Annotated in this window: 20 protein-coding genes; 11 read left to right on the forward strand and 9 right to left on the reverse strand. The window is 60.3% G+C overall.

Features of this window, described 5'->3' with window-relative positions; genetic code table 11:
* Nucleotides 1-33: 33 nt before the first annotated feature.
* The 3 genes from cueR to VJ651_RS07860 all read right to left on the reverse strand — a co-directional run bounded on the left by cueR (nt 34) and on the right by VJ651_RS07860 (nt 3,827).
* A complete protein-coding gene (cueR, locus tag VJ651_RS07850) occupies nt 34-447 on the reverse strand; it encodes a Cu(I)-responsive transcriptional regulator (protein ID WP_292934136.1) in 414 nt (137 codons plus the stop codon).
* The gene (locus VJ651_RS07855; protein WP_324106915.1) at nt 444-2,873 is read right to left on the reverse strand and encodes a heavy metal translocating P-type ATPase; all 2,430 of its coding nucleotides are present in this window, start codon (nt 2,871-2,873) and stop codon (nt 444-446) included. The genes cueR and VJ651_RS07855 overlap by 4 nt, the downstream gene beginning before the upstream one ends.
* Nucleotides 2,874-2,942: 69 nt before the next feature.
* Complete coding sequence (locus VJ651_RS07860) at nt 2,943-3,827, reverse strand: SDR family oxidoreductase (protein WP_414691320.1); 885 nt, start codon at nt 3,825-3,827, stop codon at nt 2,943-2,945.
* Nucleotides 3,828-3,839: 12 nt separating this feature from the next.
* On the opposite strand from VJ651_RS07860, the gene VJ651_RS07865 reads away from it, so the two are divergent.
* The 3 genes from VJ651_RS07865 (at nt 3,840) to VJ651_RS07875 (ending at nt 7,783) form a co-directional block, all read left to right on the forward strand.
* The gene (locus VJ651_RS07865) at nt 3,840-4,880 is read left to right on the forward strand and encodes a CDP-6-deoxy-delta-3,4-glucoseen reductase (RefSeq protein WP_324106917.1); all 1,041 of its coding nucleotides are present in this window, start codon (nt 3,840-3,842) and stop codon (nt 4,878-4,880) included.
* Nucleotides 4,881-5,076: 196 nt separating this feature from the next.
* Nucleotides 5,077-6,279, forward strand: coding sequence for an acetylornithine transaminase (locus VJ651_RS07870; protein WP_324106918.1), 1,203 nt, complete (start codon nt 5,077-5,079; stop codon nt 6,277-6,279).
* Between the two features lie 94 nt (nt 6,280-6,373).
* The gene (locus VJ651_RS07875) at nt 6,374-7,783 is read left to right on the forward strand and encodes an amidase (RefSeq protein ID WP_324106919.1); all 1,410 of its coding nucleotides are present in this window, start codon (nt 6,374-6,376) and stop codon (nt 7,781-7,783) included.
* A 54-nt stretch (nt 7,784-7,837) separates the two neighbouring features.
* On the opposite strand, the gene VJ651_RS07880 is transcribed toward VJ651_RS07875, so the two are convergent.
* Nucleotides 7,838-8,629, reverse strand: coding sequence for a class I SAM-dependent methyltransferase (locus VJ651_RS07880; RefSeq protein WP_324106920.1), 792 nt, complete (start codon nt 8,627-8,629; stop codon nt 7,838-7,840).
* 469 nt (nt 8,630-9,098) lie between these two features.
* Here VJ651_RS07880 and VJ651_RS07885 point away from each other — a divergent pair, with 469 nt between their 5' ends.
* On the forward strand, nt 9,099-11,990 hold the full coding sequence (locus VJ651_RS07885) for a diguanylate cyclase domain-containing protein (protein ID WP_324106921.1): 2,892 nt from the start codon (nt 9,099-9,101) through the stop codon (nt 11,988-11,990).
* A gap of 85 nt (nt 11,991-12,075) precedes the next feature.
* Here VJ651_RS07885 and lpdA read toward each other — a convergent pair whose 3' ends face one another.
* The 4 genes from lpdA to aceE all read right to left on the reverse strand — a co-directional run bounded on the left by lpdA (nt 12,076) and on the right by aceE (nt 18,754).
* The gene (gene lpdA, locus VJ651_RS07890) at nt 12,076-13,863 is read right to left on the reverse strand and encodes a dihydrolipoyl dehydrogenase (RefSeq protein ID WP_324106922.1); all 1,788 of its coding nucleotides are present in this window, start codon (nt 13,861-13,863) and stop codon (nt 12,076-12,078) included.
* A gap of 57 nt (nt 13,864-13,920) precedes the next feature.
* A complete protein-coding gene (locus tag VJ651_RS07895) occupies nt 13,921-14,487 on the reverse strand; it encodes an MFS transporter (RefSeq protein WP_324106923.1) in 567 nt (188 codons plus the stop codon).
* Between the two features lie 101 nt (nt 14,488-14,588).
* Nucleotides 14,589-15,947 (reverse strand): dihydrolipoyllysine-residue acetyltransferase, encoded by a 1,359-nt coding sequence (gene aceF / locus VJ651_RS07900; protein WP_324106924.1) that lies wholly within the window; start codon nt 15,945-15,947, stop codon nt 14,589-14,591.
* Nucleotides 15,948-16,057: 110 nt separating this feature from the next.
* Nucleotides 16,058-18,754, reverse strand: a complete 2,697-nt coding sequence (gene aceE, locus VJ651_RS07905) for a pyruvate dehydrogenase (acetyl-transferring), homodimeric type (protein ID WP_324106925.1) — start codon at nt 18,752-18,754, stop codon at nt 16,058-16,060.
* Between the two features lie 272 nt (nt 18,755-19,026).
* On the opposite strand from aceE, the gene folD reads away from it, so the two are divergent.
* The 6 genes from folD (at nt 19,027) to VJ651_RS07935 (ending at nt 24,933) form a co-directional block, all read left to right on the forward strand.
* Nucleotides 19,027-19,872 (forward strand): bifunctional methylenetetrahydrofolate dehydrogenase/methenyltetrahydrofolate cyclohydrolase FolD, encoded by an 846-nt coding sequence (gene folD, locus VJ651_RS07910; RefSeq protein ID WP_292934126.1) that lies wholly within the window; start codon nt 19,027-19,029, stop codon nt 19,870-19,872.
* A gap of 4 nt (nt 19,873-19,876) precedes the next feature.
* Nucleotides 19,877-21,943, forward strand: coding sequence for a M3 family metallopeptidase (locus VJ651_RS07915; protein WP_324106926.1), 2,067 nt, complete (start codon nt 19,877-19,879; stop codon nt 21,941-21,943).
* A 24-nt stretch (nt 21,944-21,967) separates the two neighbouring features.
* Nucleotides 21,968-22,603 (forward strand): glutaredoxin family protein, encoded by a 636-nt coding sequence (locus tag VJ651_RS07920; RefSeq protein WP_324106927.1) that lies wholly within the window; start codon nt 21,968-21,970, stop codon nt 22,601-22,603.
* 7 nt (nt 22,604-22,610) lie between these two features.
* Nucleotides 22,611-23,036 carry a DNA polymerase III subunit chi gene (locus VJ651_RS07925; protein ID WP_324106928.1) on the forward strand — a complete coding sequence of 142 codons (426 nt, stop codon included), beginning with the start codon at nt 22,611-22,613 and terminating at the stop codon, nt 23,034-23,036.
* Nucleotides 23,033-23,446, forward strand: coding sequence for a hypothetical protein (locus tag VJ651_RS07930; RefSeq protein WP_324106929.1), 414 nt, complete (start codon nt 23,033-23,035; stop codon nt 23,444-23,446). The genes VJ651_RS07925 and VJ651_RS07930 overlap by 4 nt, the downstream gene beginning before the upstream one ends.
* Before the next feature lie 170 nt (nt 23,447-23,616).
* Nucleotides 23,617-24,933, forward strand: coding sequence for a D-amino acid dehydrogenase (locus VJ651_RS07935; protein WP_324106930.1), 1,317 nt, complete (start codon nt 23,617-23,619; stop codon nt 24,931-24,933).
* A 54-nt stretch (nt 24,934-24,987) separates the two neighbouring features.
* Here the strand turns inward: VJ651_RS07935 and VJ651_RS07940 are convergent, their stop codons facing one another.
* Nucleotides 24,988-25,497: an Lrp/AsnC family transcriptional regulator gene (locus tag VJ651_RS07940; protein WP_324106931.1), complete on the reverse strand. Its 510-nt coding sequence runs from the start codon at nt 25,495-25,497 to the stop codon at nt 24,988-24,990.
* A gap of 222 nt (nt 25,498-25,719) precedes the next feature.
* Here VJ651_RS07940 and VJ651_RS07945 point away from each other — a divergent pair.
* Nucleotides 25,720-25,923: ABC transporter substrate-binding protein (locus VJ651_RS07945; RefSeq protein ID WP_324106932.1), on the forward strand; the 204-nt coding region annotated here is incomplete at its 3' end.

Raw genomic sequence — 25,923 nt, forward strand, 5'->3', positions numbered from 1 at the left:
GCAGCTGCCCTGCCCCATCCTGCCCCATCTCCGTCAATGGCAGTGATGCTCCTCGTCCGCCGAGGCCGCGAGGCCTTGCAGAATCGGGCATTCCGGCCGGCTGTCTCCCGAACACGCGTGCGCAAGATGCTTGATCGTGTCACGCATTTCCGTCAGTTCCTGTATGCGCTGCTGAAGCTGAGCGACATGCTCCTGCGCAATCGCCTTCACGTCCGCGCTGGCGCGATGCGGATCCTGCCACAGCGACAGCAAATCCTTGATCTGCTCCAATGAAAACCCGAGCGAGCGCGCGCGCCGGATGAAGCGCAGCGTGTGCACATCGCTGTCGCCGTAAGTGCGATATCCGGAATCGCTGCGCTGGCTGGTCTTGATCAGATGGATGCTCTCGTAATAGCGAATCATCTTGGCCGATACGCCGGACGCCTTGGATGCCTGTCCGATATTCATGATGCCCTCTTCGCGTTGTCCGTCTTGGCCGGCGTCCAGCGGCGCAACAGCAGCGCGTTGCTGATCACGCTGACGGAGCTGAATGCCATGGCCGCGCCGGCGACGACCGGATTGAGCAGCCCGAATGCCGCCAAGGGAATCCCGATCAGGTTGTAGATAAACGCCCAGAAGAGATTCTGGCGGATCTTGCTGTAAGTGCGGCGCGAAATATCGATCGCGTCAGCCACCAGCGCCGGATCGCCCCGCATCAGGGTGATGCCGGCCGCGTGCATCGCCACATCGGTGCCGGTCGCCATCGCAATACCGACATCGGCTGCCGCGAGTGCCGGTGCATCATTGATCCCGTCGCCAACCATGGCGACCACCTGGCCCTTGCCCTTCAGGGCTGCGACCTTGTCAGCCTTGTCGGCCGGCAGCACTTCGGCAACGATGTGATCGATGCCGAGAGCACCACCGACTGCCGCCGCACTGCCCTTGTTGTCGCCGGTCAGCATGACGGTTCTTGCGCCCATTGCGTGCAAGCGAGCGATCGCTTTCTGCGCGCTCGGTTTGACCTGATCGCCAAAGGCCAGCAGACCAAGCAATTGTTTGCTTCCATCGTCCGCGAGCCACGAAATCGTGTTGCCCTTTCCCTCGAGTTCGGATGCGCGTTCGGCAAGCGGACTCAAGTCGATCCCAAGCTCCTGCATCAGGCGCGTGCTGCCGAGCTTGAGTTGGCGGCCATCCACCATTGCCGCCAATCCGCGTCCGGGTAGCGCGGTGACCTCGGTGGCGGCGTGCGCATCAATATCCATTGCCTTCGCGGCATTCATCACTGCATGCGCCAGCGGATGTTCGCTGCCCTGCTGGACAGCTGCGGCGAGGCGAAGCAGTTCATGCTCCCGGATCCCATGCGGGACCGCTTGCGTCAATGCAGGTTTGCCGATCGTCAGCGTACCCGTCTTGTCGAATACGACGGTGGTGACAGAATGCGCAATTTCCAACGCTTCGGCGTCCTTGATCAGAATGCCGTTCTTCGCGCCGACACCGGTGCCGGCCATGATCGCTGCCGGCGTCGCCAGGCCGAGCGCGCAGGGACATGCGATCACCAGCACGGCCACCGCATTGATGATCGACTGTTCGATATCACCGCCATACAACCACCAGCCGATCATGGTCGCCAGCGCAATCAGCAGCACGATCGGGACGAAGACCGCACTGACCTTGTCGACCAGATGTTGAATCGGCGCCTTCGCCGCTTGTGCACTCTCGACCAGGCGGATGATGCGCGACAGGGTCGTTTCCGCGCCAACCGCGACCGTGCGCACCAGCAGCAGACCCTCCGCGTTGATCGAACCACCGGTCACTTTCTCGCCGGCCTGCTTGGCGACCGGCAGACTCTCGCCGGTGATCAGCGATTCGTCGATGTGACTCATGCCCTCGACGACAATGCCGTCGACCGCGACCCGCTCACCTGGGCGCACGACGACGATATCGCCCAGTCCGACCTGCTCAATGGCCACTTCGACGTCGGCGCCCTCGCGCCGCACGCGGGCGAGATCGGGCCGCAATACCTGCAATGCCCGAATCGCCTCCGTGGTCTGGCGCTTGGCGCGCGCCTCCAGCCATTTGCCGAGCAGGACCAGGGTAATCACCACCGCCGACGCTTCGAAATACAGATGTGTCATGTCGTCTTCGCCGTGCGCGAGCAACTGATAGACGCTCAAGCCGTACGCCGCGCTTGTGCCCAGCGCAACCAGCAGGTCCATGTTGCCCGCCCCGGCCTTCACCGCCTTCCATCCGGCCCGGTAAAAACGCGCACCGAGCCAGAACTGCACCGGTGTCGCCAGGGCAAATTGCACCCAGCCGGGCAGCATCCAGTGCTGGCCAAACAGGTCGAGCAGCATGGGCACGATCAGCGGCAGGGACAGCAGTGCGGCGAACACGACATGCAGCAATTGCTTGTCATGGGGTTTTGCCGCCTGCTCGCTGGCACTTGCCGCGCGATGCGGGCGCGCATGATAGCCGGCCGCTTCGATGGCGGCGGTCAATGCATTCACCGGCAAGGCCGCGCTGGCCCTGACGTGGGCGCTTTCAGTGGCGAGGTTCACGCTCGCATCGACGACCCCGCTGACCTTGCGCAGGGCCTTTTCCACGCGCCCGACACAGGATGCGCAGGTCATGCCTTCGACATCAAGATCGATGTCCTGCTGCGCCACGTTGTAGCCGGCTTTCTCGATAGCTTGTTGCAATGTGGTGAAGCCGACATCCCGCCCGGCAAGCACCGTCGCGCTCTCGGTGCCCAGGTTGACGCTTGCATCGATAACGCCGGGAAGGCCGCGCAGGACTTTTTCAATTCGTGCAACACAGGACGCACAGGTCATTCCGTCGACGTTGAAGGTAAATTCCTGTGAATCGGATTGCTTGGCGTGCGGAAGCGCGCTCATGCTTGCTCCTTGATCATCATATTGACTGCATTATCGACCTTACCATGATGGGAAGGTCAAGCAGGCAAATCAAGGCCGGCCGAAGATTTCCTTCAGCGCGTCGTTGACAGTCGGATAACGCAGCCGGACGCCGAGTTCCGCCTTCATCCGCGTATTGGACAGCCGTCGCGATTCCGACATGAAAGACAGCAACATCGGAGAGACCGCTTCCTGCAGTTTCTCTCGCGGCAGGCGCAGCGGCCTCGGCAATCCGGCCGCATCGGCGACCGCGTCGAAGTAATCCGCCATCTTCATGTCCGAGTCGTCCACCGCGTGATACACCCGGCAGGGACGTGCGCGGAACAAGGCCCGCGCCACGATGCGGGCGAGGTCATCCGCATGGATGTGATTGGTATACACATCCTCCTCGGCGGCCAGTGCTGGTGTGCCCTTCTGCAGGCGCTCGACCGGCAAGCGGTCCGCCGCATAAATGCCCGGCACCCGCAGGATGGCGAGCCGCGATTCGGAGCGCCGCGCCCATGCACGCAAGACGCGTTCCGCATCGACCCTGCGCATGGCACGGGCATTTTGAGGATGAACCGGCCGCGTCTCGTCCGCCAGCGCGCCGCCGCAGTCACCATACACGCCGGTCGTGCTCACATAAACCAGGGTCGCATGGTCGGGTAAAATGGCGGTCAAATTACGCGTGCGCCGGTCCTTCATCCCCTCGGATTGAGGCGGTGCGAGATGCACGACGCAGGATGCGAGGCGCGCAAGACGTGCAAGGCTCGCGGGCTGGTCGAGGTCGGCGATGACCGGCACCGCGCCGGCCGCGCGCAGTTCATCGCGGCGCGACTCCTGGCTGGTAACCGCAAAGATGCGAAAACGTCCGCGCAACAAGGGCAAGAGACGCATCCCGACATCGCCACATCCGACGATCAGCACGCGTGGCAGTTCGATTTTTTTATTGTTCATCATCAGGATTGTATGACTTTCCAAGTTACTGTTCAGCCGAGTGGTCGGCAATTTACCTGTGAAGAAGGCGAAACCGTGTTGACCGCCGCGATCCGCGCCGGCGTGGGTCTGCCTTATGGCTGCAAGAACGGTGCGTGCGGCACCTGCAAAGGTAAACTGGTCGAAGGCTCGGTCACGCACGGCGCGCACCAGGAAAAAGCCCTGCCGGTCGCGGAGGAAGAAAAAGGCCTCTCGCTGTTCTGCTGCGCGACGCCGCATTCGGACATTGTGATCGAAGCGCGCGAGGTGCTTGGCGCGGGCGAATTTCCGATCAAGAAGCTGCCGACCCGCGTCGCCAGGCTCGACCGCGTCGCCGACGACGTGATGGTGGTCTCGCTGCAGTTGCCAGCCAACGAACGCCTGCAATACAAGGCCGGCCAGTACATCGAATTCCTGCTGAAAGACGGCAAGCGCCGCAGCTACAGCATGGCCAATGCGCCGCACCAGGACGAGCACCTCACGGTCCACATCCGCCACATGGACGGTGGCCTGTTCACGGATCATGTATTCAACAACATGAAGGAACGCGACATCCTGCGTCTTGAAGGACCGCTCGGCACTTTCTTCCTGCGCGAGGATTCCGACAAGCCGATCGTCCTGCTCGCCTCCGGCACCGGTTTCGCGCCGATCAAGGCCATCATCGAGCACGCGATCCACAAGAAGACGCAGCGCCCGATGGTGCTGTACTGGGGCGGCCGCCGCCCGAAAGACTTGTACATGCACGCCCTGTGCGAGGAATGGGCGCGTACGGTGCCGAACTTCAAGTATGTGCCGGTGATTTCGGACGCGCTGCCGGAAGACGGCTGGACCGGGCGCATCGGCTTCGTGCACCGTGCCGTGATGGAAGATCTGCCCGACTTGTCCGGCCACCAGGTGTATGCCTGTGGCGTGCCGATCATGGTCGATTCTGCCAAGCGCGATTTCGTGTCGCAGTGCAAGCTGCCGGAAGAGGAATTTTATGCCGACGCCTTCACCTCGGAAGCCGATGTTGCGTCCGACCTGGCCGGAAAATAGTTTTTGACGCACTGCGCAAAAAACCTTAATATTGATTTCATGAATACGACAGCCAAACAATTGCGACGCCGTACCCTGCTGCCTCAGCCCGGGAAGCCGTGCCTGTAAGCGTTTGCGCTCACTAAGCCACAGGCCCGCCCTGTGGCTTTTTTTTTGACTCACCCCATTTGCCTTTTTCGAATTCAGGAGCCCTGACATGGAATTCAGCCAGTACGACATCAACGCCCTCATGAAAATCACCAACCGGCCAAACCTGGTGTTTACCGAGGGGCGCGGCATGTGGCTGACCGATCATACCGGCAAGCGCTACCTCGACTACCTGCAAGGCTGGGCGGTCAACTGCCTAGGCCATTCGCCGCAATGCGTGGTCGATGCGGTTTCCGCCCAGGTCGGCAAGCTGATCAATCCGTCGCCCGCTTTCTACAACGAGCCCTCGATCGTGCTGGCCTCGATGCTGACCCAGCACTCCTGCTTCGACCGCGTGTTCTTCGCCAACAGCGGCGCGGAGGCCAACGAAGGCGCAATCAAGCTGGCGCGCAAATGGGGCAAGCTCAACAAGAATGCCGCCGGCGAAAACCGCTACGAGATCATCACCTTCAACCACGGTTTCCACGGCCGCACACTGGCCACCATGTCGGCCAGTGGCAAGACCGGCTGGGACACCATGTTCGCGCCGCAGGTGCCGGGCTTCCCGAAGGCGGAACTGAATGATCTCGCCAGCGTCGAGAAGCTGATCACGGACAAGACCGTCGCCGTGATGCTGGAGCCGGTGCAAGGCGAAAGCGGCGTCATCCCGGCCAAGCGCGAATTCATGCAGGCGCTCCGTGCGTTGACCAGGCAGCACAACCTGCTGCTGATCGTCGATGAAGTGCAATCCGGCATGGGCCGCACCGGCGAGTTGTTCGCCTACCAGTTGTCGGATATCGAACCGGACATCATGACGCTGGGCAAAGGCATCGGCGGCGGCGTGCCGCTGTCGGCATTGCTGGCGCGCGAGGAAATCGCCTGCTTCGAGCCCGGCGAACAAGGCGGCACCTACAACGGCAATCCTGTGATGACGGCTGCGGGCATCGCCGTTCTCACCGAATTGTTGAAACCCGGCTTCCTGCCCGCGGTGCGCGACAAGGGCGAGTATCTGGGCGCCGAACTGCGCAAGCTCTGCATCAGACACAGCCTCGACGGCGAACGCGGCGAAGGCCTGCTGCGCGCGCTCAAGCTCGGCAAGGACATCGGCCCGAAGATCGTCGAAGCAGCGCGCGACTTGAACCCGATCGGCCTGCTGATCAATTCGCCGCGCCCCGACTTGCTGCGCTTCATGCCCTCGCTGAACATCACGACAGAGGAAATCGATCACATGATCGCGATGCTGTCGGAAGTGCTGACGTCGCTCGGTCATTAATTCATCGCGCCCGGCAGATGTCTGTGCGGCTTCCCTCCTTGAGTGACTTCGGCGTCACGCGAGACAGCTTCGCATTCGCCATTGGATACGAAACATGACGCAAGACATCTGCCATCTGAGTGCGACCGAAATGGCCGCCGAAATCCGTGCCGGCCATCTGTCCGCACGCGAAGTGATGCAGGCCCACCTGGCCCGCATCGACAGTATCAATCCCAAGGTGAATGCGATCGTCACGCTGCATGCGGAACAGGCATTGTCTGCCGCCGCTGCCGCCGACGAAGCGCAGGCGCGCGGCGAGCCATTGGGCCCGCTGCATGGCCTGCCGGTGGCGCACAAGGACTTGCTGCTCACCAAGGGCATGCGCACCACCTTCGGCTCGAAAGTGCATGAAAACCTCGTTCCGAGCAGCAGCGCGCTGATCGTCGAACGCCAGCAGCGCGCAGGCGCCATCAGCATCGGCAAAACCAACACGCCCGAATTCGGCGCCGGCTCACAGACCTTCAACGCGGTATTCGGCGCCACCCGCAATCCCTACGACCTGTCGAAGACCTGCGGCGGTTCGAGCGGCGGCTCGGCCGTGGCACTGGCGACCGGCATGGTGCCGCTGGCAGACGGCACGGACATGGGCGGATCGCTGCGTTGCCCTGCCAATTTCTGCAATATCGTCGGACTGCGCCCTTCGGTCGGACGCGTGCCGCAGTTCCCGGCCATGGATGGCTGGGACAGTCTGTCGGTGAGCGGTCCGATGGCACGCACCGTCACCGACCTCGCGCTGTATCTTTCGGTGATCGCCGGACCGGATGCGCGCGATCCGCTCGCCATTGCAGAAGATGGATCGCGTTTTCGCGCACCGCTCGCGCGCGACTTCAACGGCGTTCGGATAGCGTGGAGCCCCGACATGGGTGGCCTGCCGGTGGACAAGCGCGTTGTGCGCGCCATCGATGCGCAACGCCGTGCCTTCGAAGAAATCGGCTGCGTGGTCGAGAACGCCTGCCCGGATTTTCGCGATGCCCACGAAGTATTCATGACGCTGCGCGCCTTTGCCTTCGAGTCCGGCCTCGGCGCGGTGATGGACCGGCATCCCGGCGTGCTCAAGGACACGGTGGTGTGGAACATCGAGGAGGGGCGAAAGCTGAGCGCGCCGCAAATCGCGCGCGCCAACAAGTTGCGCACCTCTTTGTTTCAGCGCATGCATCGCTTCATGCAGCACTACGATTTCATCGTGCTGCCGGTGAACCAGGTTCCGCCCTTTCCGATCGAACAGCCCTATGTCACTGAAATTGAAGGCGTCCGAATGGGAAGTTACATTGAATGGATGCGATCCTGTTACCTGGTCACGGCGACCATGCATCCCGCGCTGTCACTGCCTTGCGGCTTTACCGATGACGGACTGCCGGTGGGAATGCAGATTGTGGGGCACCATCAGGGCGAGTTCGCGCTGCTGCAGATTGCGCATGCACTGGAACAGGCGATGGGTGCCTCGGGACGACGCCCGATGATCTGAAAGGCAAGAGAAAACAGGGACCATCACCGCCATGACGGTCCCGTTTCAAGGAGACTACAGCTTGGTTGCCGTAATGATCTGGAAGTTTCCGAAGAAGTAGGTGGTGCGTTCACACTTCCACTCGCCTGTCTGTTCCATGTAATTGAGCGGGTCATGGGTGCTCCACAATGCCAGGCCGAGCGGCTCGAACACCTTGAAGTAGGTCCAGCTCAGCAGACGCAGGATAGGCAGTTCGGGCCGGTGAAATTCCGCAAGAAAGAGCTTGCCGCCAGGTGCGAGCATGCGTCCCGCCTCGTTCAGCGCCTGCCCCTTCAAGTGGTGCGGCAATTCGTGCAGCAGGAAGAAGATGACGTTGGCGGCAACATCGCCGTCGACCCGCTTCATGGAAACCGCATTGTCTTCGACGAACTCCACTTTCTCGGCGAAACTGCGCAGCTTGGTTTTCGCATGCGCGAGTTCATTGGGGATGATGTCCGCAATCAGGACGCGCTCAACACCACGTTCGACTGCTGCGCTCACCACGCGGGGAATCACATTGCCGAACGCGCATGAGGTGATCAGGATCTTCTTGTTTCGCAGATCCATTTGCTTGAGTTCGGAAACAATTTTCGAGACCAGATGAGGATACTGAAACAGCAGTATCGCCGAAATGATCGGTTGAAAATCGACCATCTTGATGAGGCCCATGTTCGAATAAATCGGATAGACATGCGCCTTTTCACTCAGCGGGCCGGACGACAGCCCGCGCATCAGCAATGCCCCTCTGGTGACTACGAAAAAGAACAGGCCGGTAGATACCAGAACAGCGAACAGAACCATAGCCCCATTGATCATCCACGTATCCATCTTGTTTCCTCACTGGTAGAAAATCCGATACACACTTATTCGTTCGGAACCCTACAGACCGTCGTTGCCGGTGGGTAGATTTCACCTTCAGACTATCACTTATTGTTGCGTCGCGGTAAGCGCGACGGATCCCGTTGACATGAGTCAAGTTAATCGGAACCACTCTCAAAAATGGGATTGGTTTGACGAGAAGCCGCTCGTCGCCGGCGCTGTTTTTAGCGCCTGAAAGAATGTTCAATGAGGAGCAACTCGTTGGCGCGCATGGTTTGCTCCCGCTCATTTTTGCTTGTTCAACTCAGTGAAGGCCGCAGCGCCAAAATGTCGATTTACCAACACCCCGCAACAGGCTCACACCACCTGCCCTGTTCGCGCCACATCGTCGTCAATTCGATTGCATACGCGAAGGTAATTCATGCCATTCGACCTAAAGTCGTGTAAATTGAATTGAAGAAAACCTCGTTCCGCGCCTATGAGAACAATCCAGTCAATCCAGGCCTTGGTAGCACTTGCGCTGATTGTTCTTGGTCTGGAAATCATGTCGGGCTGGGTGCTGCGAATCACACCCATCGTTCAATTCCGTCCCGATTTCGCCGGCATGGTATTCAACTCGGCATTGTGCTTCGTGCTGATGGGGATCGCTCTGATACTGCCTGTTTTCAAGGTGCCGCGGCGCGAGCGAAAGCAAGCCGCGATTGGCAGGACGGTCATTGCTGTTGCATCGATCAGCCTGCTTGAGAGCTTCTTCGATACCAGTCCGCTGATCGATCTCCCCTTCCTCCATTCCTGGCTGCAGGACTTCAATCCCCGGCCGGGACGGCTGCCGGCGGTGACCTCGGTCGGATTCATTTTGGCGGGGCTTGTCATCATCCTGATGCCCCGCGTGCAATCACGAGCGACAGGAGCGGTGATCCTGGTCTCGACCTTCAGCATCCTTATTCTTGGCATTGCCGGCGTGGCCGGACGCGTGCTCGACCTGCATCTGATTTACCCGGAAATTGGCGTGGTGCGCATGGCAGCCCAGGCGGCGGTCGCCATGATTGCGCTTGCCATCGGACTATGGGATAGCTGGCGGCGAGACGACTGGTACCGCACGCAGCGCTTTTTCAAGGATGACGAGAAAACCGGCTATATGAGTGCGACCATCATGAGCGCGACCGCGCTCACGGCCGGCATCATCGGCTTCGGTATCCAGCAGAACGTATTGCAGAGAGCATTGAGTTCCAGCCTCGACGCACGCCTTAAAAATCACATTGCCGTGTTCCATGCCGAGGTCGGCCAGAGCATCAGGCATGCAGATGATGTGACGCGGCATGCGGATTTGATTCAGCTCGTGCGTGCTGCCAACATGCCCGGCACAACTGCCCGCAATGACGATGCACGGGATCGCATCAGCAGGAACCTTCTTGCGGAAGGGTTCAACGGCGTCGCGGTGTACGACGCCGGCAACCGCGAGATACTTCGCGCCGGGCGCATTTCGCGCGGTGCGCCGATCGAGAAAGAGCTGTCATCGACGCCGCCGGTGACGCTGCGCTGGGACGGTACGCTCCTGCTCGGCAGCCGATCCGCCATCCTCGACAACGGACGCACCATCGGAGTCCTGGAGCTCGAGCAGAGACTTCCCTTGAACGCGGCCCAGTTCGCAAGAATCGAAGGTCTCGGCACCACGGGCGAGATGGGCGTGTGCTTTGGCGAGCGCGACGATGTCCGCTGCTTCCCGCAGGGCCGCAATCCGGCGATCCACTGGTTCCCCCGGGTCGGCGCGTTCGGAAAACTGACCGCCATGGGACATGCGCTCGAGGGACGCACCGGCATTTTCATCGGTCCGGACTATCGCGGACACGACGTGATCGCGGCCTACGCGCCCTTGACCGACACCGGCCTCGGCATTGTCCTTAAGCAGGATGCGGCAGAGTTGTATCGCTCGATCCGGCAGCAGCTGAACTGGTATTTTCCGCTGCTGATAATCCTGGTTGCGGGCGGCGCGATGATGCTGCGTTCCGAAGTCAAGCCGCTGGTATCGAAGCTGCTCGCATCCGAGCAGACCGCAAAGGAGCGTGAGCTGCATGTCCGCACCGTCGTCGATTCGGTCGGCGAAGGCATCATCACCATCAGCGAGAATGGCACGATCGAGTCATTCAATCGCGCGGCCTCGCACATTTTCGGCTACCCGCCCGAGGAAATCATCGGCAGCAACATCACGACATTGATTCCGCCGGACTTGCGACCCTTGCACCGCGAGGGCATGCGGCGCTATCTGACGGGGGAGACCAAGGTCATCGGCAAACGGCATCTGGAATTGGCGGGCTTGCACAAGCGTGGCACAACATTCCCGCTTGAACTGGCAATCAACGCAACCCGCGTCAACGGAAAGCATATTCTGGTCGGTGTCGTCCAGGACATCACCGAGCGCAAGGAAGCGGAACTGGCCTTGCAGGAAAGCGAGGCGCGTTCGCGGGAGATTACCGAGACACTCGGCGAAGGCGTCTTCGTGACAGGTCCGCAAGGAGTCATCGTATTCAGCAACCCTGCCGCGCAACGTCTCCTCGGCTGGTCGAAAGAGGAGCTGCTGGGTCAATGCGCGCACTCGCTGTTCCACCACACGCGCGCCGACGGCTCCGCATATCCCGAGGAACTGTGCGGCATTACACGGGTTGTATCGTCCGGCCAGAGTTTCCGCGGACATGATGAAATGTTCTGGCGCAAGGGAGGCAGCTCGCTCCCGGTATCGGTCAGTTCCACGCCAATTATCCGCCACGGCAAAGTGACCGGCGCGGTCGTTGCGTTCCATGACATTATCGAACGCAAGAAGTCTGAAGAGCGAATGCATCATCTCGCCCATTTCGACATCCTGACCGACCTGCCCAATCGCGCGCTGTTGCGCGATCGACTGCAGCGCGCACTCGCCGCTGCAGACCGGGACAAGCATCGGGTTGCAGTGATGTTCATCGATCTGGACAAGTTCAAGCCGGTCAACGATACGCTCGGCCATGATGTCGGCGACCTGCTCCTGAAGCAAGTTGCGCATCGCCTGCGCAACAGCCTGCGCGAATCCGACACGGTCGCGCGCGTCGGTGGGGATGAATTCATCGTGCTGCTGCCGATTGTCGAGTGCGAAGGCGATGCGATGGGCGTGGCGAGCAAGATTCTCGACACGCTCAACCAGACCTTCATGCTCGACGCGCACACCGTTCATATCTCCGCCAGCATCGGCGTCGCTATATATCCGGAGCACGGTGAGGATCTGGAACAGCTCATGAAGAATGCAGACGACGCGATGTACAGCGCAAAAGAAGGCGGTGGCGCTTCAGTTCTCGCATTCAGCCAGATGGCAAACCTGCCGCTGCAGCCAGCCGAGCCGTGATTCGTTGAAGATTCATCGGCAGGAGCAATAAAAAAGGCGCCGGATCTGACGCCGGCGCCTTTCGCACATCGACTGCAGCGACAGCCTATTTTTTCCTGGCTGGCGGCAAATCCGTGCACACACCTTCGAAGGCTTCCGCGGCCATGCCGATCGATTCGCCCAGCGTCGGATGCGGATGAATCGTTTTGCCGATATCGACCGCATCGGCGCCCATTTCGATCGCCAGCGCGATTTCACCGATCATGTTGCCCGCATCCGTGCCGACGATGCCGCCGCCGACAATGCGATGCGTCTCGGCGTCGAACAGCAGTTTGGTGAACCCTTCGTCGCGCCCGTTGGCTGTGGCGCGTCCGCTCGCCGCCCATGGGAACAAGCCCTTCTCCAGCTTGATGCCCTTGGCCTTGGCTTCGTCTTCGGTAATACCGACCCATGCCACTTCCGGATCGGTATACGCCACCGACGGAATCACGCGCGCGTCGAAATACGACTTCTGTCCCGCGGCGGCTTCGGCGGCGACGTGCGCTTCATGCACGGCCTTGTGCGCCAGCATCGGCTGGCCGATGATGTCGCCGATGGCGAAGATATGCGGCACGTTGGTGCGCATCTGCGAATCGACCTGGATGAAGCCGCGATCGGTCACCGCCACGCCCGCCTTGTCGGCGGCAATCTTCTTGCCGTTCGGGCTGCGGCCCACAGCCACCAGCACCATGTCATACAGTTGCGGCTCCGGTGCCGTCACTGACGGATCTGCGCCTTCGAAGCTGACCTTGATGCCTTCCTTCAGGGCTTCGACCGCAACCGTCTTCGTCCTGGTCATGACCTTGTCGAAGCGTTTTTCATTGAACTTCTGCCACACCTTGACCATGTCGCGGTCGGCGCCCTGCATCAAGCCGTCAAGCATCTCGACCACGTCGATACGCGCCCCGAGAGTCGAGTACACGGTTGCCATTTCCAGCCCGATGATGCCGCCGCCGATAACGAGCATGCGCTTCGGAATCTGGCGCAACTCGAGTGCGCCGGTGGAATCGACGATGCGCGGGTCTTCCGGCACGAAGGGCAATTTCACGACGGAAGACCCGGCCGCGATGATCGCCTGCTTGAACTGCACGGTCTTCTTGCTGCCGTCGGCAGCGGTGACTTCAATATGATTCGGACTGACGAACTGGCCAATGCCCTGCACCACATTGACCTTGCGCGACTTGGCCATGCCTGCCAGGCCGGTGGTCATTTTCTTGACGACCTTTTCCTTGTAGCCGCGCAGCTTGTCGACATCGATCTGCGGCGCACCGAAGCTCACGCCATGTGCCGCCATCGTGGCTGCCTCGTCGATGACCGCGGCAACGTGCAGCAGTGCCTTGGATGGAATGCAGCCGACATTCAGGCAGACGCCACCCAGTGTCGAATAACGTTCGACCAGCACGGTCGCCATGCCAAGGTCGGCGGAACGGAAGGCCGCCGAGTAGCCGCCGGGGCCGGCGCCGAGCACCAGCATGTCGCATTCGATGTCGACCTTGCCGGCATAGCTGCCTGCGGCCGGTGCAGGTGTCGGAGCTGGGGCGGCCGGCGCAGGAGCAGGTGCAGCCGGCGCGGGCGCTGGTGCGGCGGCTGGCGCCGGAGTGGAAGCAGGTGCGCCTGCCGCAGCTTCTAGCAGGAGCAGCAGCGAGCCCTCGGATACCTTGTCGCCGATCTTGACCTTCAGCTCCTTGACCACGCCGGCATGCGTCGACGGAATCTCCATGCTGGCCTTGTCCGACTCGACGGTCACCAGCGATTGCTCGACGCTGATAGTGTCGCCGGGCTTGACCAGCAACTCGATGACTTCCACTTCCTTAAAGTCGCCGATGTCCGGGACCTTCACTTCCTGCAAACTCATGGCTTTAGCTCCGTCTGTTCCCTTCCCCCGTCGAGAGGGAGGAAATATTCATGTTATTCATTTCATCGGGAAACTGTAAATCCTGAATGGCCCCGACGTACTCTTGTCAAACTCCGCACCCGCCATCACACCGATCTCGGCGATTTCGCGCGCGTTGTGCTCGCGCTCATACGCCGCATACATCGCACCCAGCGCGAAATTGCGTCCGCTGCCGATTCCCCAGAAGCGGTCGAAGCTGAACACCTCGCGATACGAATACACGCCGAAGATCCCGTGCGGATTGGCAATCAACGCGGTAATCTGCGACGACTCGTACGGGTCGTCTTCATCTTCCTTCGTGTTCAGGAAATACTTTTCCTTGAGTATTTCGTGGACCTTCGAAAAGGTTTCGAACACTTCGTCGCGGCCGGCCAGCCTGCACTCCTCGCCCATGCCGGTCATCAGCTTGCGCATGACCGGAAAGTGCGCCGCGGTGCCGGCCAGCGTGATGTAGGAGTCGCCGACCTGGAAAACCTTTTCATTCACTTCGTACGCATGCGACAAACGGGTGTCGCCGAACGTGACGAGCGAATCGGATGCAATTGCGATTTCGTTGTTCTTCTTGACGACGACGCAAGTGGTCATTGTTGTTCTCCAGCAAGTAAAGGAAGCACCGAAGTCTTCAGTGAAAAGAGATGAATTTTCTCACTTTCCGCCGACTCGGCGCTTCCTTTCCGCTTATTGGATTACAGCAATGTTTTGCGCATGTCGCCCAGCACTTCCGCCAGATAGGCCGCGAAGCGTGCACCCATCGCGCCGTCGATCACGCGGTGATCGTAGGATAGCGATAGCGGCAGCATCAGGCGCGGCGCAAACTGCTTGCCGTCCCACACCGGCTTGATGCTCGATTTCGACAGGCCGAGGATCGCGACTTCCGGCGCATTGATGATCGGCGTGAATGCGGTGCCGCCAATGCCGCCCAGCGAAGAAATCGTGAACGATGCGCCTTGCATGTCGGCCGGTTTCAGCTTGCCTTCGCGCGCCTGCGCGGACAGCTCGCCCATCTCCTGCGCGATCTGCGAAATGCTCTTCGCATCGGCATTCTTGATCACCGGTACGACGAGGCCGTTCGGCGTGTCGGCGGCGAAGCCGATGTTGTAGAACTTCTTGAGGATCAGGTTCTCGCCCTTCTCGTCGAGCGAGGCATTGAAGGCGGGGAATTTCTTCAGCGCCGACACGCTGGCCTTGATCACGAAGGCGAGCATGGTCAGCTTGACGCCGGACTTCGCCAGCGCGGCATTCGAATCCTTGCGGAACTCTTCCAGTTCGGTGACATCGGCTTCGTCGAATTGCGTCACGTGCGGGATCATCACCCAGTTGCGATGCAGGTTCGGTCCGCTGATCTTCTTGATGCGCGACAGCGGCTGCAATTCGGTCTCGCCGAACTTGGAGAAGTCCAGCGACGGCCACGGCAGCAGGTCCAGGCCGATGCCGCCACCCTTGCCTGCCGGCGCAGCGGCAGTTTCGCCATGGCCCGCCATGACGGCTTTCACATAGTTCTGCACGTCTTCATGCAGGATGCGGCCTTTCGGTCCGGTACCCTTCAGGCGGACCAGATCGACGCCGAGTTCGCGCGAGAACTTGCGCACCGAGGGCGAGGCATGCGGCTTGAATCCATTGTCTTCGCGCGGTTCGAGCGCAGCGGTGGGAACCGGTTTGGACTCGACCAGCGTCAGGCTGGGCGCAGGCGGCGGCGATGCAGGCGTCGACGCTACAGCGGCCGGCGCGGATGCAACTGCTGCGGCGGCTGCGGCTGCAGGCGCCGGGGCAGGCGCGGCAGCCCCTTCCGTTTCCAAGGTCAGGAGAGGCGTGCCCTCGGCCACCTTGTCGCCGATCTTGACCTTCAATTCCTTCACAACGCCCGCATGGCTGGAGGGGATCTCCATGCTGGCCTTGTCCGATTCCACGGTGATCAGGGACTGGTCGACCGTGATCGTGTCACCCGGCTTGACCATCAGTTCAATGACTTCCACTTCCTTGAAATCGCCGATGTCCGGGACTTTGACTTCCACCATACTCATAGCTTTAGCTCCGTTTGTTCCCATCCCCTTTCGGGAGCAAGGGCCAGGAATGGCGGAAATTACGGTCAGACATGACCCATCCCACCCTGGCCCTCCCCCGAAAAGGGAGGGAATGTTGATCTTATTGACTGGAGTTACACCGTCACCGGGTTCGGCTTGTTCGGATTGATCCCGTACTTCGCAATGGCATCGGCAACCATGCTTGCCGGCACCGCACCTTCTTCCGCCAGGGCCTTGAGCGCGGCAATCGTCACGAAGTGGCGATCGACTTCAAAGAACTCGCGCAGCTTGGCACGCGTGTCGGAACGTCCGAAGCCATCGGTACCCAACACCTTGTAGGTACGTCCCTTCGGCATGAATGCGCGGATCTGTTCGGCGAAAGTGCGCATGTAATCGCTCGACGCCACGATCGGGCCCTTGGTGCCTTGCAGGGATTGCGTCACATGCGCCACGCGCTGTTGCTCGGCCGGGTGCAGCATGTTCCAGCGTTCCACATCCTGTCCATCGCGCGCCAGCAGCGTGAAGGACGGCGCGGACCAGACATCGGCTGCGACGCCCCAGTCGTTCTTCAGCAGGTCGGCGGCGGCGATCACTTCACGCAGGATGGTACCGGAGCCCATCAGCTGCACGCGCTGCTTGGCTTTCTTGTCGCCTTCCTGCAGCAGATACAAGCCCTTGAGGATGTTTTCTTCCTGGCCCGGCTTGATGCCCGGGTGCGCATAGTTTTCGTTCATCAGGGTGATGTAATAGTACACATCTTCCTGCTTTTCCATCATGCGAGTCAGGCCGTCATGAATGATGACGGCGACTTCATGCGCGAAGGTCGGATCGTAGGGCAGGCAGTTCGGGATCGTCGATGCCAGAACATGGCTGTGGCCGTCTTCGTGCTGCAGTCCTTCGCCGTTCAGCGTGGTGCGGCCGGCGGTGCCGCCGAGGATGAAGCCGCGTGCACGCATGTCGCCCGCTGCCCAGGCCAGATCGCCGAAGCGCTGGAAGCCGAACATCGAGTAATAGATGTAGAACGGGATCATGATGCGGTTGCTGGTCGAATACGAGGTCGCCGCCGCGATCCACGAACTCATGCCGCCCGCTTCGTTGATGCCTTCCTGCAGGATCTGGCCGGCCTTGTCTTCGCGGTAGTACATCACCTGGTCACGGTCGACCGGTTCGTACAGCTGGCCTTGCTGATTGAAGATGCCGATCTGGCGGAACAGACCTTCCATGCCGAAAGTGCGGGTTTCGTCGACCAGGATCGGCACCACGCGCTTGCCGAGGTTGGCATCGCGCAACAAGGACGTGATAATGCGCACGAAGGCCTGCGTGGTGGAGATCTCGCGTCCTTCCGCAGTCGGATCAAGCACCGCCTTGAAGGTCGACAGTTCGGGCACCGGCAAGGTCTCGTCGGCCCTCATGCGGCGTTGCGGCAGGTAACCGCCCAGTGCCTTGCGACGCTCGTGCAGGTATTTCATTTCCGGCGTGTCGTCGGACGGTTTGAAGAACGGAATTTCCGGCAACTTGTCGTCCGGAACAGGAATATTGAAGCGGTCGCGCATCTCGCGGATCGCCTCGTCGTCGAGCTTCTTGGTCTGGTGCGCGGTGTTGCGGGCCTCGCCCGATTTGCCCATGCCGAAACCCTTGATGGTCTTGGCCAGGATGACGGTCGGCTGTCCGATATGTTCCTGCGCTTTCTTGAATGCAGCGTAAATCTTGTGCGGATCGTGGCCGCCGCGGTTCAGGCGCCAGATATCGTCGTCCGACATCCGGGACACCATTTCCAGCAGCTTCGGATGCTTGCCGAAGAAGTGCTTGCGCACATAGGCGCCATCCTTGGCCTTGTAGTTCTGGTATTCGCCATCAACGGTTTCCATCATCACACGCTGCAGGATGCCCTCCTTGTCGCGCGCCAGCAATTCGTCCCAGTAGCTGCCCCAGATCACCTTGATCACGTTCCAGCCGGCGCCGCGGAAATCGGCTTCCAGTTCCTGGATGATCTTGCCGTTGCCCCGCACCGGGCCGTCGAGGCGCTGCAGGTTACAGTTGACGACGAACACCAGGTTGTCGAGCTTCTCACGGCCAGCCATGCTGATCGCGCCCATCGATTCCGGCTCGTCCATTTCGCCGTCGCCGCAGAATGCCCACACCTTGCGCTTGGCGGTGTCCGCAATCTGACGTGCATGCAAGTATTTCAGGAAACGCGCCTGGTAGATCGCCATGATCGGACCTAGGCCCATTGATACGGTCGGGAATTGCCAGAAATCCGGCATCAATTTGGGATGGGGATAGGAAGACAGACCCTTGCCGTCCACTTCACGCCGGAAATTGAGGAGCTGTTCCTCGCTCAGGCGGCCTTCGAGGAAGGCCCGCGCATAAATGCCGGGAGACGAGTGGCCCTGGATATACAACAGGTCGCCGCCATGATCTTCCGTCGGTGCATGCCAGAAATGGTTGAAGCCGATGCCCAGCATGTTGGCCAGCGATGCAAAGCTGGAAATATGGCCGCCAAGGTCGCCGTCAACGCGGTTCGCCTTGACCACCATCGCCATGGCATTCCAGCGCATCCAGGAGCGCAGGCGTTCTTCGTATTCAAGATTGCCCGGGCAGTGTTCGCCGAGGTGGGCGGGAATGGTATTGACGTAGGCGGTGTTTGCGGAAAACGGGATGTAGGCACCGCGCCGACGTGCCAGGTCGACCATGCGCTCCATCAGGTAATGAGCGCGTTCCGGACCTTCGGTCTCGATGACAGCTTCCAGCGCATCAAGCCATTCTTGCGTTTCCATTACATCGGGGTCGTTAGCGGCTTGCGCCAACACTTGGTCGAGCTGGGCGGACATGTTACGTCTCCTAGATTGAAAAGGCTTGCCGGGCCCGGTATCACGTCCCGGAATTTTTTGACAAGATTTTGTCGCGTTTGTGCGCGTGAAAAGATTCTAACAGCACTTTTTTAACTTTTCAAATAGTGATACTAAATCTCATAATATGAAATTTACTGCGGCACTGCAGCAAATCGGGCACGATTCATGACGGCCTGTGCAGGCCGGCGACTTATAATTCCCCTAAATTTCCCTAAATTCCCATTTAAACCGCTCTTATCCTCCCGACAACCATGCCTGCACAACTCATCAACGGAAACGAACTCTCCCAACAAATCCGCGCCGATGTGGCCAAGCGCGCCGCCGCCCTTACCGCCCAGGGCAAGCAACCCGGGCTGGCGGTGATTCTGGTCGGCGACAGCCCGGCCTCCCAAGTCTATGTCCGCAACAAGGTGAAGGCTTGCGAGGACAACGGCATTTACTCGGTGATGGACAAGTACGACGCCGACCTGAGCGAAGAGAAGCTGCTGGCGCGCATCGACGCCCTGAATCGTGACCCGAAGATCCACGGCATCCTGGTGCAACTTCCTTTGCCACCGCATATCAATGCTCATAAGGTGATCGAAGCGATCGCACCGGAAAAGGACGTGGACGGCTTCCACATCAGCAATGCCGGCCTGCTGATGACCGGCCAGCCGCTGTTCCGCCCCTGCACGCCCTATGGTGTCATGAAAATGCTGGAGTCGATCAACTATCCGGTGCGTGGCGCGGTGGCCGTCGTGGTCGGGGCCTCCAACATCGTCGGCAAGCCGCAGGCCATGCTGCTCTTGCAAGCAGGCGCAACGGTCACCATCTGCAATTCGAAGACCCGGGATCTCGGCCATCACACGCGGCAGGCCGACATCCTCGTGGTTGCCACCGGCAAACGTAATATCGTCACCGCCGACATGATCAAGCCTGGCGCAGTCGTGATCGACGTCGGCATGAATCGCGACGACAACGGCAAGTTGTGCGGCGATGTCGACTTCGCCAATGCGAAGGAAGTCGCGGGCTACATCACCCCGGTGCCCGGCGGCGTCGGGCCGATGACGATTACGATGCTGCTCGTTAACACCATTGAGGCCGCAGAAAGAACCTGAACAGATGAACTCCGCCTTGAATCCCCTGCTCGACTTCTCCGACCTGCCGCGCTTTGACGCGGTCAAGCCGGAACACGTGACCCCGGCCATTTCCGCGTTGCTCGATGAAAACCGTACGGTTGTCAAACAGCTCGAAGCGCCGATGCAACAAGTGACATGGGATAACTTCGTCGAACCGCTCGACAATGCAACCGAAAAACTCGGTCGCGCATGGGGCATCGTCAGCCACCTGAACGCGGTGGTCGACACGCCCGAGTTGCGCGCGGCCTACAACGAGAACCTGCCCAAGGTCACCGAGTTCTGGACCGAATTGGGACAAAATCTCGCGCTGTTCGAGAAGTACAAGGCACTCAAGGCGGGCAGCGAATACGCCACGCTGAACCCGGCACGCAAGAAGATCATCGAAAACGCCTTGCGCGACTTCCGTCTCGGCGGCGCTGAACTGCCGGACGACAAGAAGACGCGCTTCGCGGAAATTCAGGAAAAGCAGGCGGCGCTCTCCACGAAGTTTTCGGAAAACGTGCTGGACGCCACCAACCAATACGCACTGTTCGTCGACAAGGAAGCAGACCTCTCCGGCCTGCCCGACGATGTGAAACAGGCAGCACGCGCCGCTGCGGAAAAAGATGGCAAGCCCGGCTTCAAGTTCACGCTGCACTTCCCATCTTACTTCCCGGTCCTGCAATATGCGGACAAGCGCGAACTGCGCGAGACCATCTACCGCGCCAACGTCACCAAGGCATCCGAACTCGGCGCCAATCCGGAATGGGACAACACGCAGAACATCGCCGAAATCCTGAAGTTGCGCGACGAGGAAGCCAAGCTGCTCGGCTTCCGTAATTTTGCCGAAGTCTCGCTGGTGCCGAAGATGGCCGAAACGCCGGAGCAAGTGATCGGCTTCCTCGAAGACCTCGCCAAGCGTGCTCGCCCATTCGCGGAAAACGACCTGGCCGAACTGCGTACGTTCGCAAAGAAGGAGCTTGGCCTCGATACGCTGGAAGCCTGGGACGTCACCTACGCATCCGAAAAACTGCGCGAGCAGCGCTACGCGTTCTCGGAACAGGAAGTAAAGCAATACTTCCCCGAGCCGAAGGTCATCGAAGGCTTGTTCCGCGTGATCCAGACACTGTTTGGCGTCGAACTGAAACCGGATACCGCGACGGCGTGGCACAAGGACGTGAAGTTTTTCCGCATCGAGAAGGACGGCAAGCTCGTCGGCCAGTTCTATCTCGATCTGTATGCGCGCAACGGCAAGCGCGGCGGCGCATGGATGGATGATGCACGCGGCCGCCGCCTAACCAGATCCGGCGTGCAAACCCCGGTCGCTTACCTGACCTGCAATTTCACCGAACCTGCCGTGGTCGACGGCAAGGTCAAGCCGGCACTGTTCACGCATGACGAAGTGATCACGCTGTTCCACGAAACCGGCCACGGTCTGCATCATATGCTCACGGAAGTCGACGAGCTGGGCGTATCCGGGATTTCCGGCGTCGAATGGGATGCGGTCGAACTGCCCTCGCAGTTCATGGAAAACTTTTGCTGGGAATGGGATGTGCTGCAGCACATGACTGCCCACGCCGAGACGGGTGAATCCTTGCCGCGTGTACTGTTTGACAAGATGATCGCCGCCAAGAACTTCCAGTCCGGCCTGCAGATGCTGCGTCAGATCGAGTTCGCATTGTTCGACATGCATTTGCATTTTGATCACGATCCCTACGGCAGCAAGACCGCCAAGGATGTGCTGGACGAGGTGCGCCACCGGGTTGCGGTCATGATTCCGCCCGATTTCAACCGATTCCAGAATTCCTTCGGCCACATCTTTGCCGGCGGCTACGCGGCGGGATACTATAGCTACAAATGGGCAGAGGTCCTGTCGGCCGACGCCTATGGCGCGTTTGAGGAAGCCGGCGCCGTCGGCGGCAATGTCCTGTCGATCGAGACCGGCAGAAAATTTCAACGGGAAATCCTCGGCGCGGGCGGCGCGCGCACCGCGCTGGAGTCGTTCAAGGCATTCCGGGGACGAGAACCGAGTATCGACGCCTTGCTGCGTCACAGCGGCATGACATCGTAGGCATTGTCGTAATAGGGAGAAGAAATGAATCGTGTGCTGCAATCGTGTTCGGCGCTGCTTTTGCTGGTCGCCGCAAGCGCTCATGCACAACTGTACAAATGGGTCGGACCGGATGGAAAGGTGACCTACAGCGACGTCGCGCCACCGGCAACGGCTTCGCGCGTGGAGACCAAGGGCGTCGCACTCGGCAATGTCAGCACGGCGGGATTCCCGTTCGAATTGTCGGAAGCGACGAAAAACCACCCGGTGACCCTGTACACGACACGAAATTGCGGCCCATGCGATGAAGGTCGCAAGCTGCTGACCACGCGCGGCGTTCCGTTCTCCGAAAAAACCGTCAACTCCGCGGAAGACGCAGCGCGCTTTCGGCAAGCCGCCGGAGAGGATGAACAGGTGCCGGTGCTTTTCGTCGGCCGCAGCAAGCAGCGCGGCTTCGAGCCCGGTGCGTGGAATAGCGCCCTGACCGTGGCAGGCTACCCCGAAAGCAGCAAGTTGCCGAGTTCCTACCGCAATCCGCAGGCCGAACCCGCGGCACCGGCACCAAAGCAGGCCGGTGGCAAGCCGCAGAATGCCGCAAGCGCCAGCAAATCGGCCGCGAATCCGTCGGCAACCGAACTGCCGCCGGCCATCGGCAACGCGCCTCCGGGATTCCGGTTCTAGTGTCATCATGACCCGCATCGATTTTCACAGCAACATACCGGACAAGCTTGCCTACACTTGCCGCCTCGTGCGCAAGGCGCGTGCGGCGAATTGCCAGCTCGTGCTCCTGACCGGCGATCAAGCCGAGCTGGCGGCGCTGGACCAGGCGCTCTGGACGTTTTCGGAGCTGGATTTCCTGCCGCATGTGCCACTTTCCGACCCGCTTGCGGCGAACACCCCTGTCGTTCTCACCGCTGACGATCAGGCGGAAGTGCCGCACTACCAGATCCTGGTCAATCTGTCGTCCCGCACACCGACGCATTTCGCGCGTTTCGAGCGCATGTTTGAAATCATTTCCCGCGCCCCGGACGATACCGCTGCAGGGCGCGAGCGTTACCGGTTTTATCAGCAGCGCGGCTACCCGCTGACGCATTTCACGGCAGATAAGGCATGAGCAATTCTTCGCTGGACGCCGGCATTCCGGTCCTGACAGAAATCATCCCCGCGCCAGCGCCGGGCATCGCGCCGGCACCGAAGCCGAGCGTCCCGCCGGCTCCACCCATCGCACCCCAGAAAGAGGACAGCGCCGCGCTTGGCTCGCCAGTGCTCGCCGTATTGGATGAGGAACAATGGGAACGGCTGGAACGCGAAGTCAGGGAGCGTGTCCTCGTGCAGGTGCTGGAACGCGTCGACTTCGTGCTGGAGCAACGCGTTCGCGACAGCCTTGCAGACGTGCTGCAAACCGCGGTTGAAAAACTGGCGGACGAAATCAAGGCTGGTTTGCACTACTCGATCAAGGACGCCGTTACACGCGCCGTCACGCAGGAAATCGCGAAACTGCAGATCGCGAAGAAACCGCTTTGATCCGCCCGGCCTGAAGGCATGGGCCGGCGCTCAATTGCATCAAGTTTGATCATGCGCATGGCGCAACTTGCATGGAAAGGCGTACACAGGATGGCAATGCGCGGCGGCAGGAATAACATCCGGCCCCGCTCTTCCCAACGCCTGCGACCACTACTGGAGATTCCGCTGTCATGAAGGTCATCGTACTGGGTTCCGGCATCATCGGCACCGCATCCGCATGGTTTCTCAACAAAGCAGGCCATGAAGTCACGGTCATCGAACGCCAGACTGGCGTGGCACACGAAACCAGCTTCGCCAACGGCTGCCAGATTTCCGTGTCGCACGCGGAGCCATGGGCCAATCCTTCCGCGCCCTTGAAGATCCTGAAGTGGCTCGGGAAGGAAGACGCTCCCCTGCTGTTTCGCCTGCGGCCGGAATGGCTGCAGTGGATGTGGGGCCTGCGCTTCCTGCGCGAATGCACACCCGCGCGCGTGGCCGACAACATGCGGCAGATCGTCGCGATCGCCGAATACAGCCGCCAGACACTGCAAGCGGTGCGCGCGGAAACCGGCATCGAATACGACCAGCTGACACGCGGCATCCTGCACTTCTATACCGACCGCGAGGAATTCATGCATTCGCTGGAAGCCGCCAGGCTGATGCGTGAGTTCGGCTGTCCACGCCAATCGATCAGCGCCGAGGAAGTGGTGAAGATCGAACCGGCGCTTTCCAGGATAGGAAACAAGATCGTCGGCGGCGACTACACCGCGACGGATGAGTCGGGCGATGTCTACAAATTCACCAGCGGTCTGGCCGAAAAGGCCGCCGCCGACGGCGCGCAATTCCGGTTCAATACCACCGTCACGCGCCTGCTGAAGGAAGGCGGCAGCGCCGGCGCGAAAATCAGCGGCGTCGAAGTCATCAATCCGGATGGCAGGTACGAAGTCCTGCGGGCCGATGCCTACGTCATGGCGCTGGGCAGCTTCTCGACGCCTCTGCTCAAACCTCTCGGCATCAACCTGATGATCTATCCGGGCAAAGGCTACTCCGCGACATACGACGTCATCAGGCCGGATGCGGCACCGACCGTATCCCTGACCGATGACGGCTACAAACTGGTGATTTCCCGCCTCGGAAACCGCCTGCGTGTTGCCGGCACCGCGGAAATGAACGGCTATTCCCGTGAATTGAATATGGCACGCTGCGAAGCCATCACGCGGCGCACGCGCGAACTGTTTCCGGATGCCTGCGATTACGATCATCCCGCCTACTGGGCGGGTCTGCGCCCGGTAACGCCCTCGAACGTGCCCTATATCGGCAGGACACGCTTTGCCAACCTGTTCCTCAATACCGGACACGGCACGCTGGGCTGGACCATGGGCTGCGGATCCGGGCGTGCCATCGCCGATATCATTTCCGGCCGCACGCCGGACGTGGACTTTGCATTTACCGGCATGCCCTATCGCAGGCAGGGCGGAATTCCGAATACGCGTCCTGCGCAAGCCTGATCGCGCTTCGATGTACGCGGACGTCCGGCCTTCTCGACGTTCGCGGCGAATGCCTTACTTCGGAACGCGCACCTGTATCTCGGGGAGTTTTTCATCGAATGCGATGCGCGTCGCGAATTTCGCGCGCTTCATCGGAAAGCGGGATTGAAAGTGGCGGACATTGCCTGAGCCGGAAATCACCTTCCGGACAAATTGATAGTAGGCGTCCATGTCAATCACGTGCACGACGAGGAAGTAATCGTACTCGCCCGAGACGAAGTAACACTGCATCACCTCAGTTTCCTTCGCCATGCGCGCCTCGAATTCCTGCATGTGCTCGTCCGACTGATTGTTGAGCGACACCTCGAGAAAAGCCAGCATGCCGTAGCCGAGAGCAAACGGATCCACCATGGACACGTCCGCGCTGATGATGCCCGCCTCGCGCAGATCGCGCACCCGCCGCAGGCAGGTCGGCTGGGAGATATGTACCTTCTCCGCCAGGGTCCGGGTCGGCATCTGATTATCCTTCTGCAGCAGGTTCAACAGCTTGCGGTCGACCTTGTCGAGGGCATGGAATTTAGGCATATAAAAATCGAAGAATGTCGGAAAAAACCACAGAAAAACTCTTTGCGAACCGTTTTTTCTGTTGTACCGTCTGCCTGTTCAGAAAACTGAATAGAAGCAAGGCTCTGGAAAGCGTCACGAGAAGTCCGAAAAACCCTGCCCGTGCCGCCACGTTTCGGCAGCTTCCAAATAGGTGAGTGTTGCAGTAACCCTGTGTTTTTTCAATCCTTAGGAGGATATTTTATGCAGTTCAAAACAAAAATGATTCCGTTGGCCGGCGCGATTGCATTTGCCTTTGCAGGTGCCGCATCGGCACAGGAACTGGTTGTCAAGATCGGCCACGTCGGCCCGATCTCCGGCGCCATCGCCCACCTCGGCAAGGACAATGAAAACGGCGCGCGCATGGCCATCGACGAGCTCAACGCCAAGGGCGTGACCATCGGCGGC

The sequence above is a fragment of the Noviherbaspirillum sp. genome (assembly GCF_035254865.1).
Taxonomy (GTDB): domain Bacteria; phylum Pseudomonadota; class Gammaproteobacteria; order Burkholderiales; family Burkholderiaceae_D; genus Noviherbaspirillum.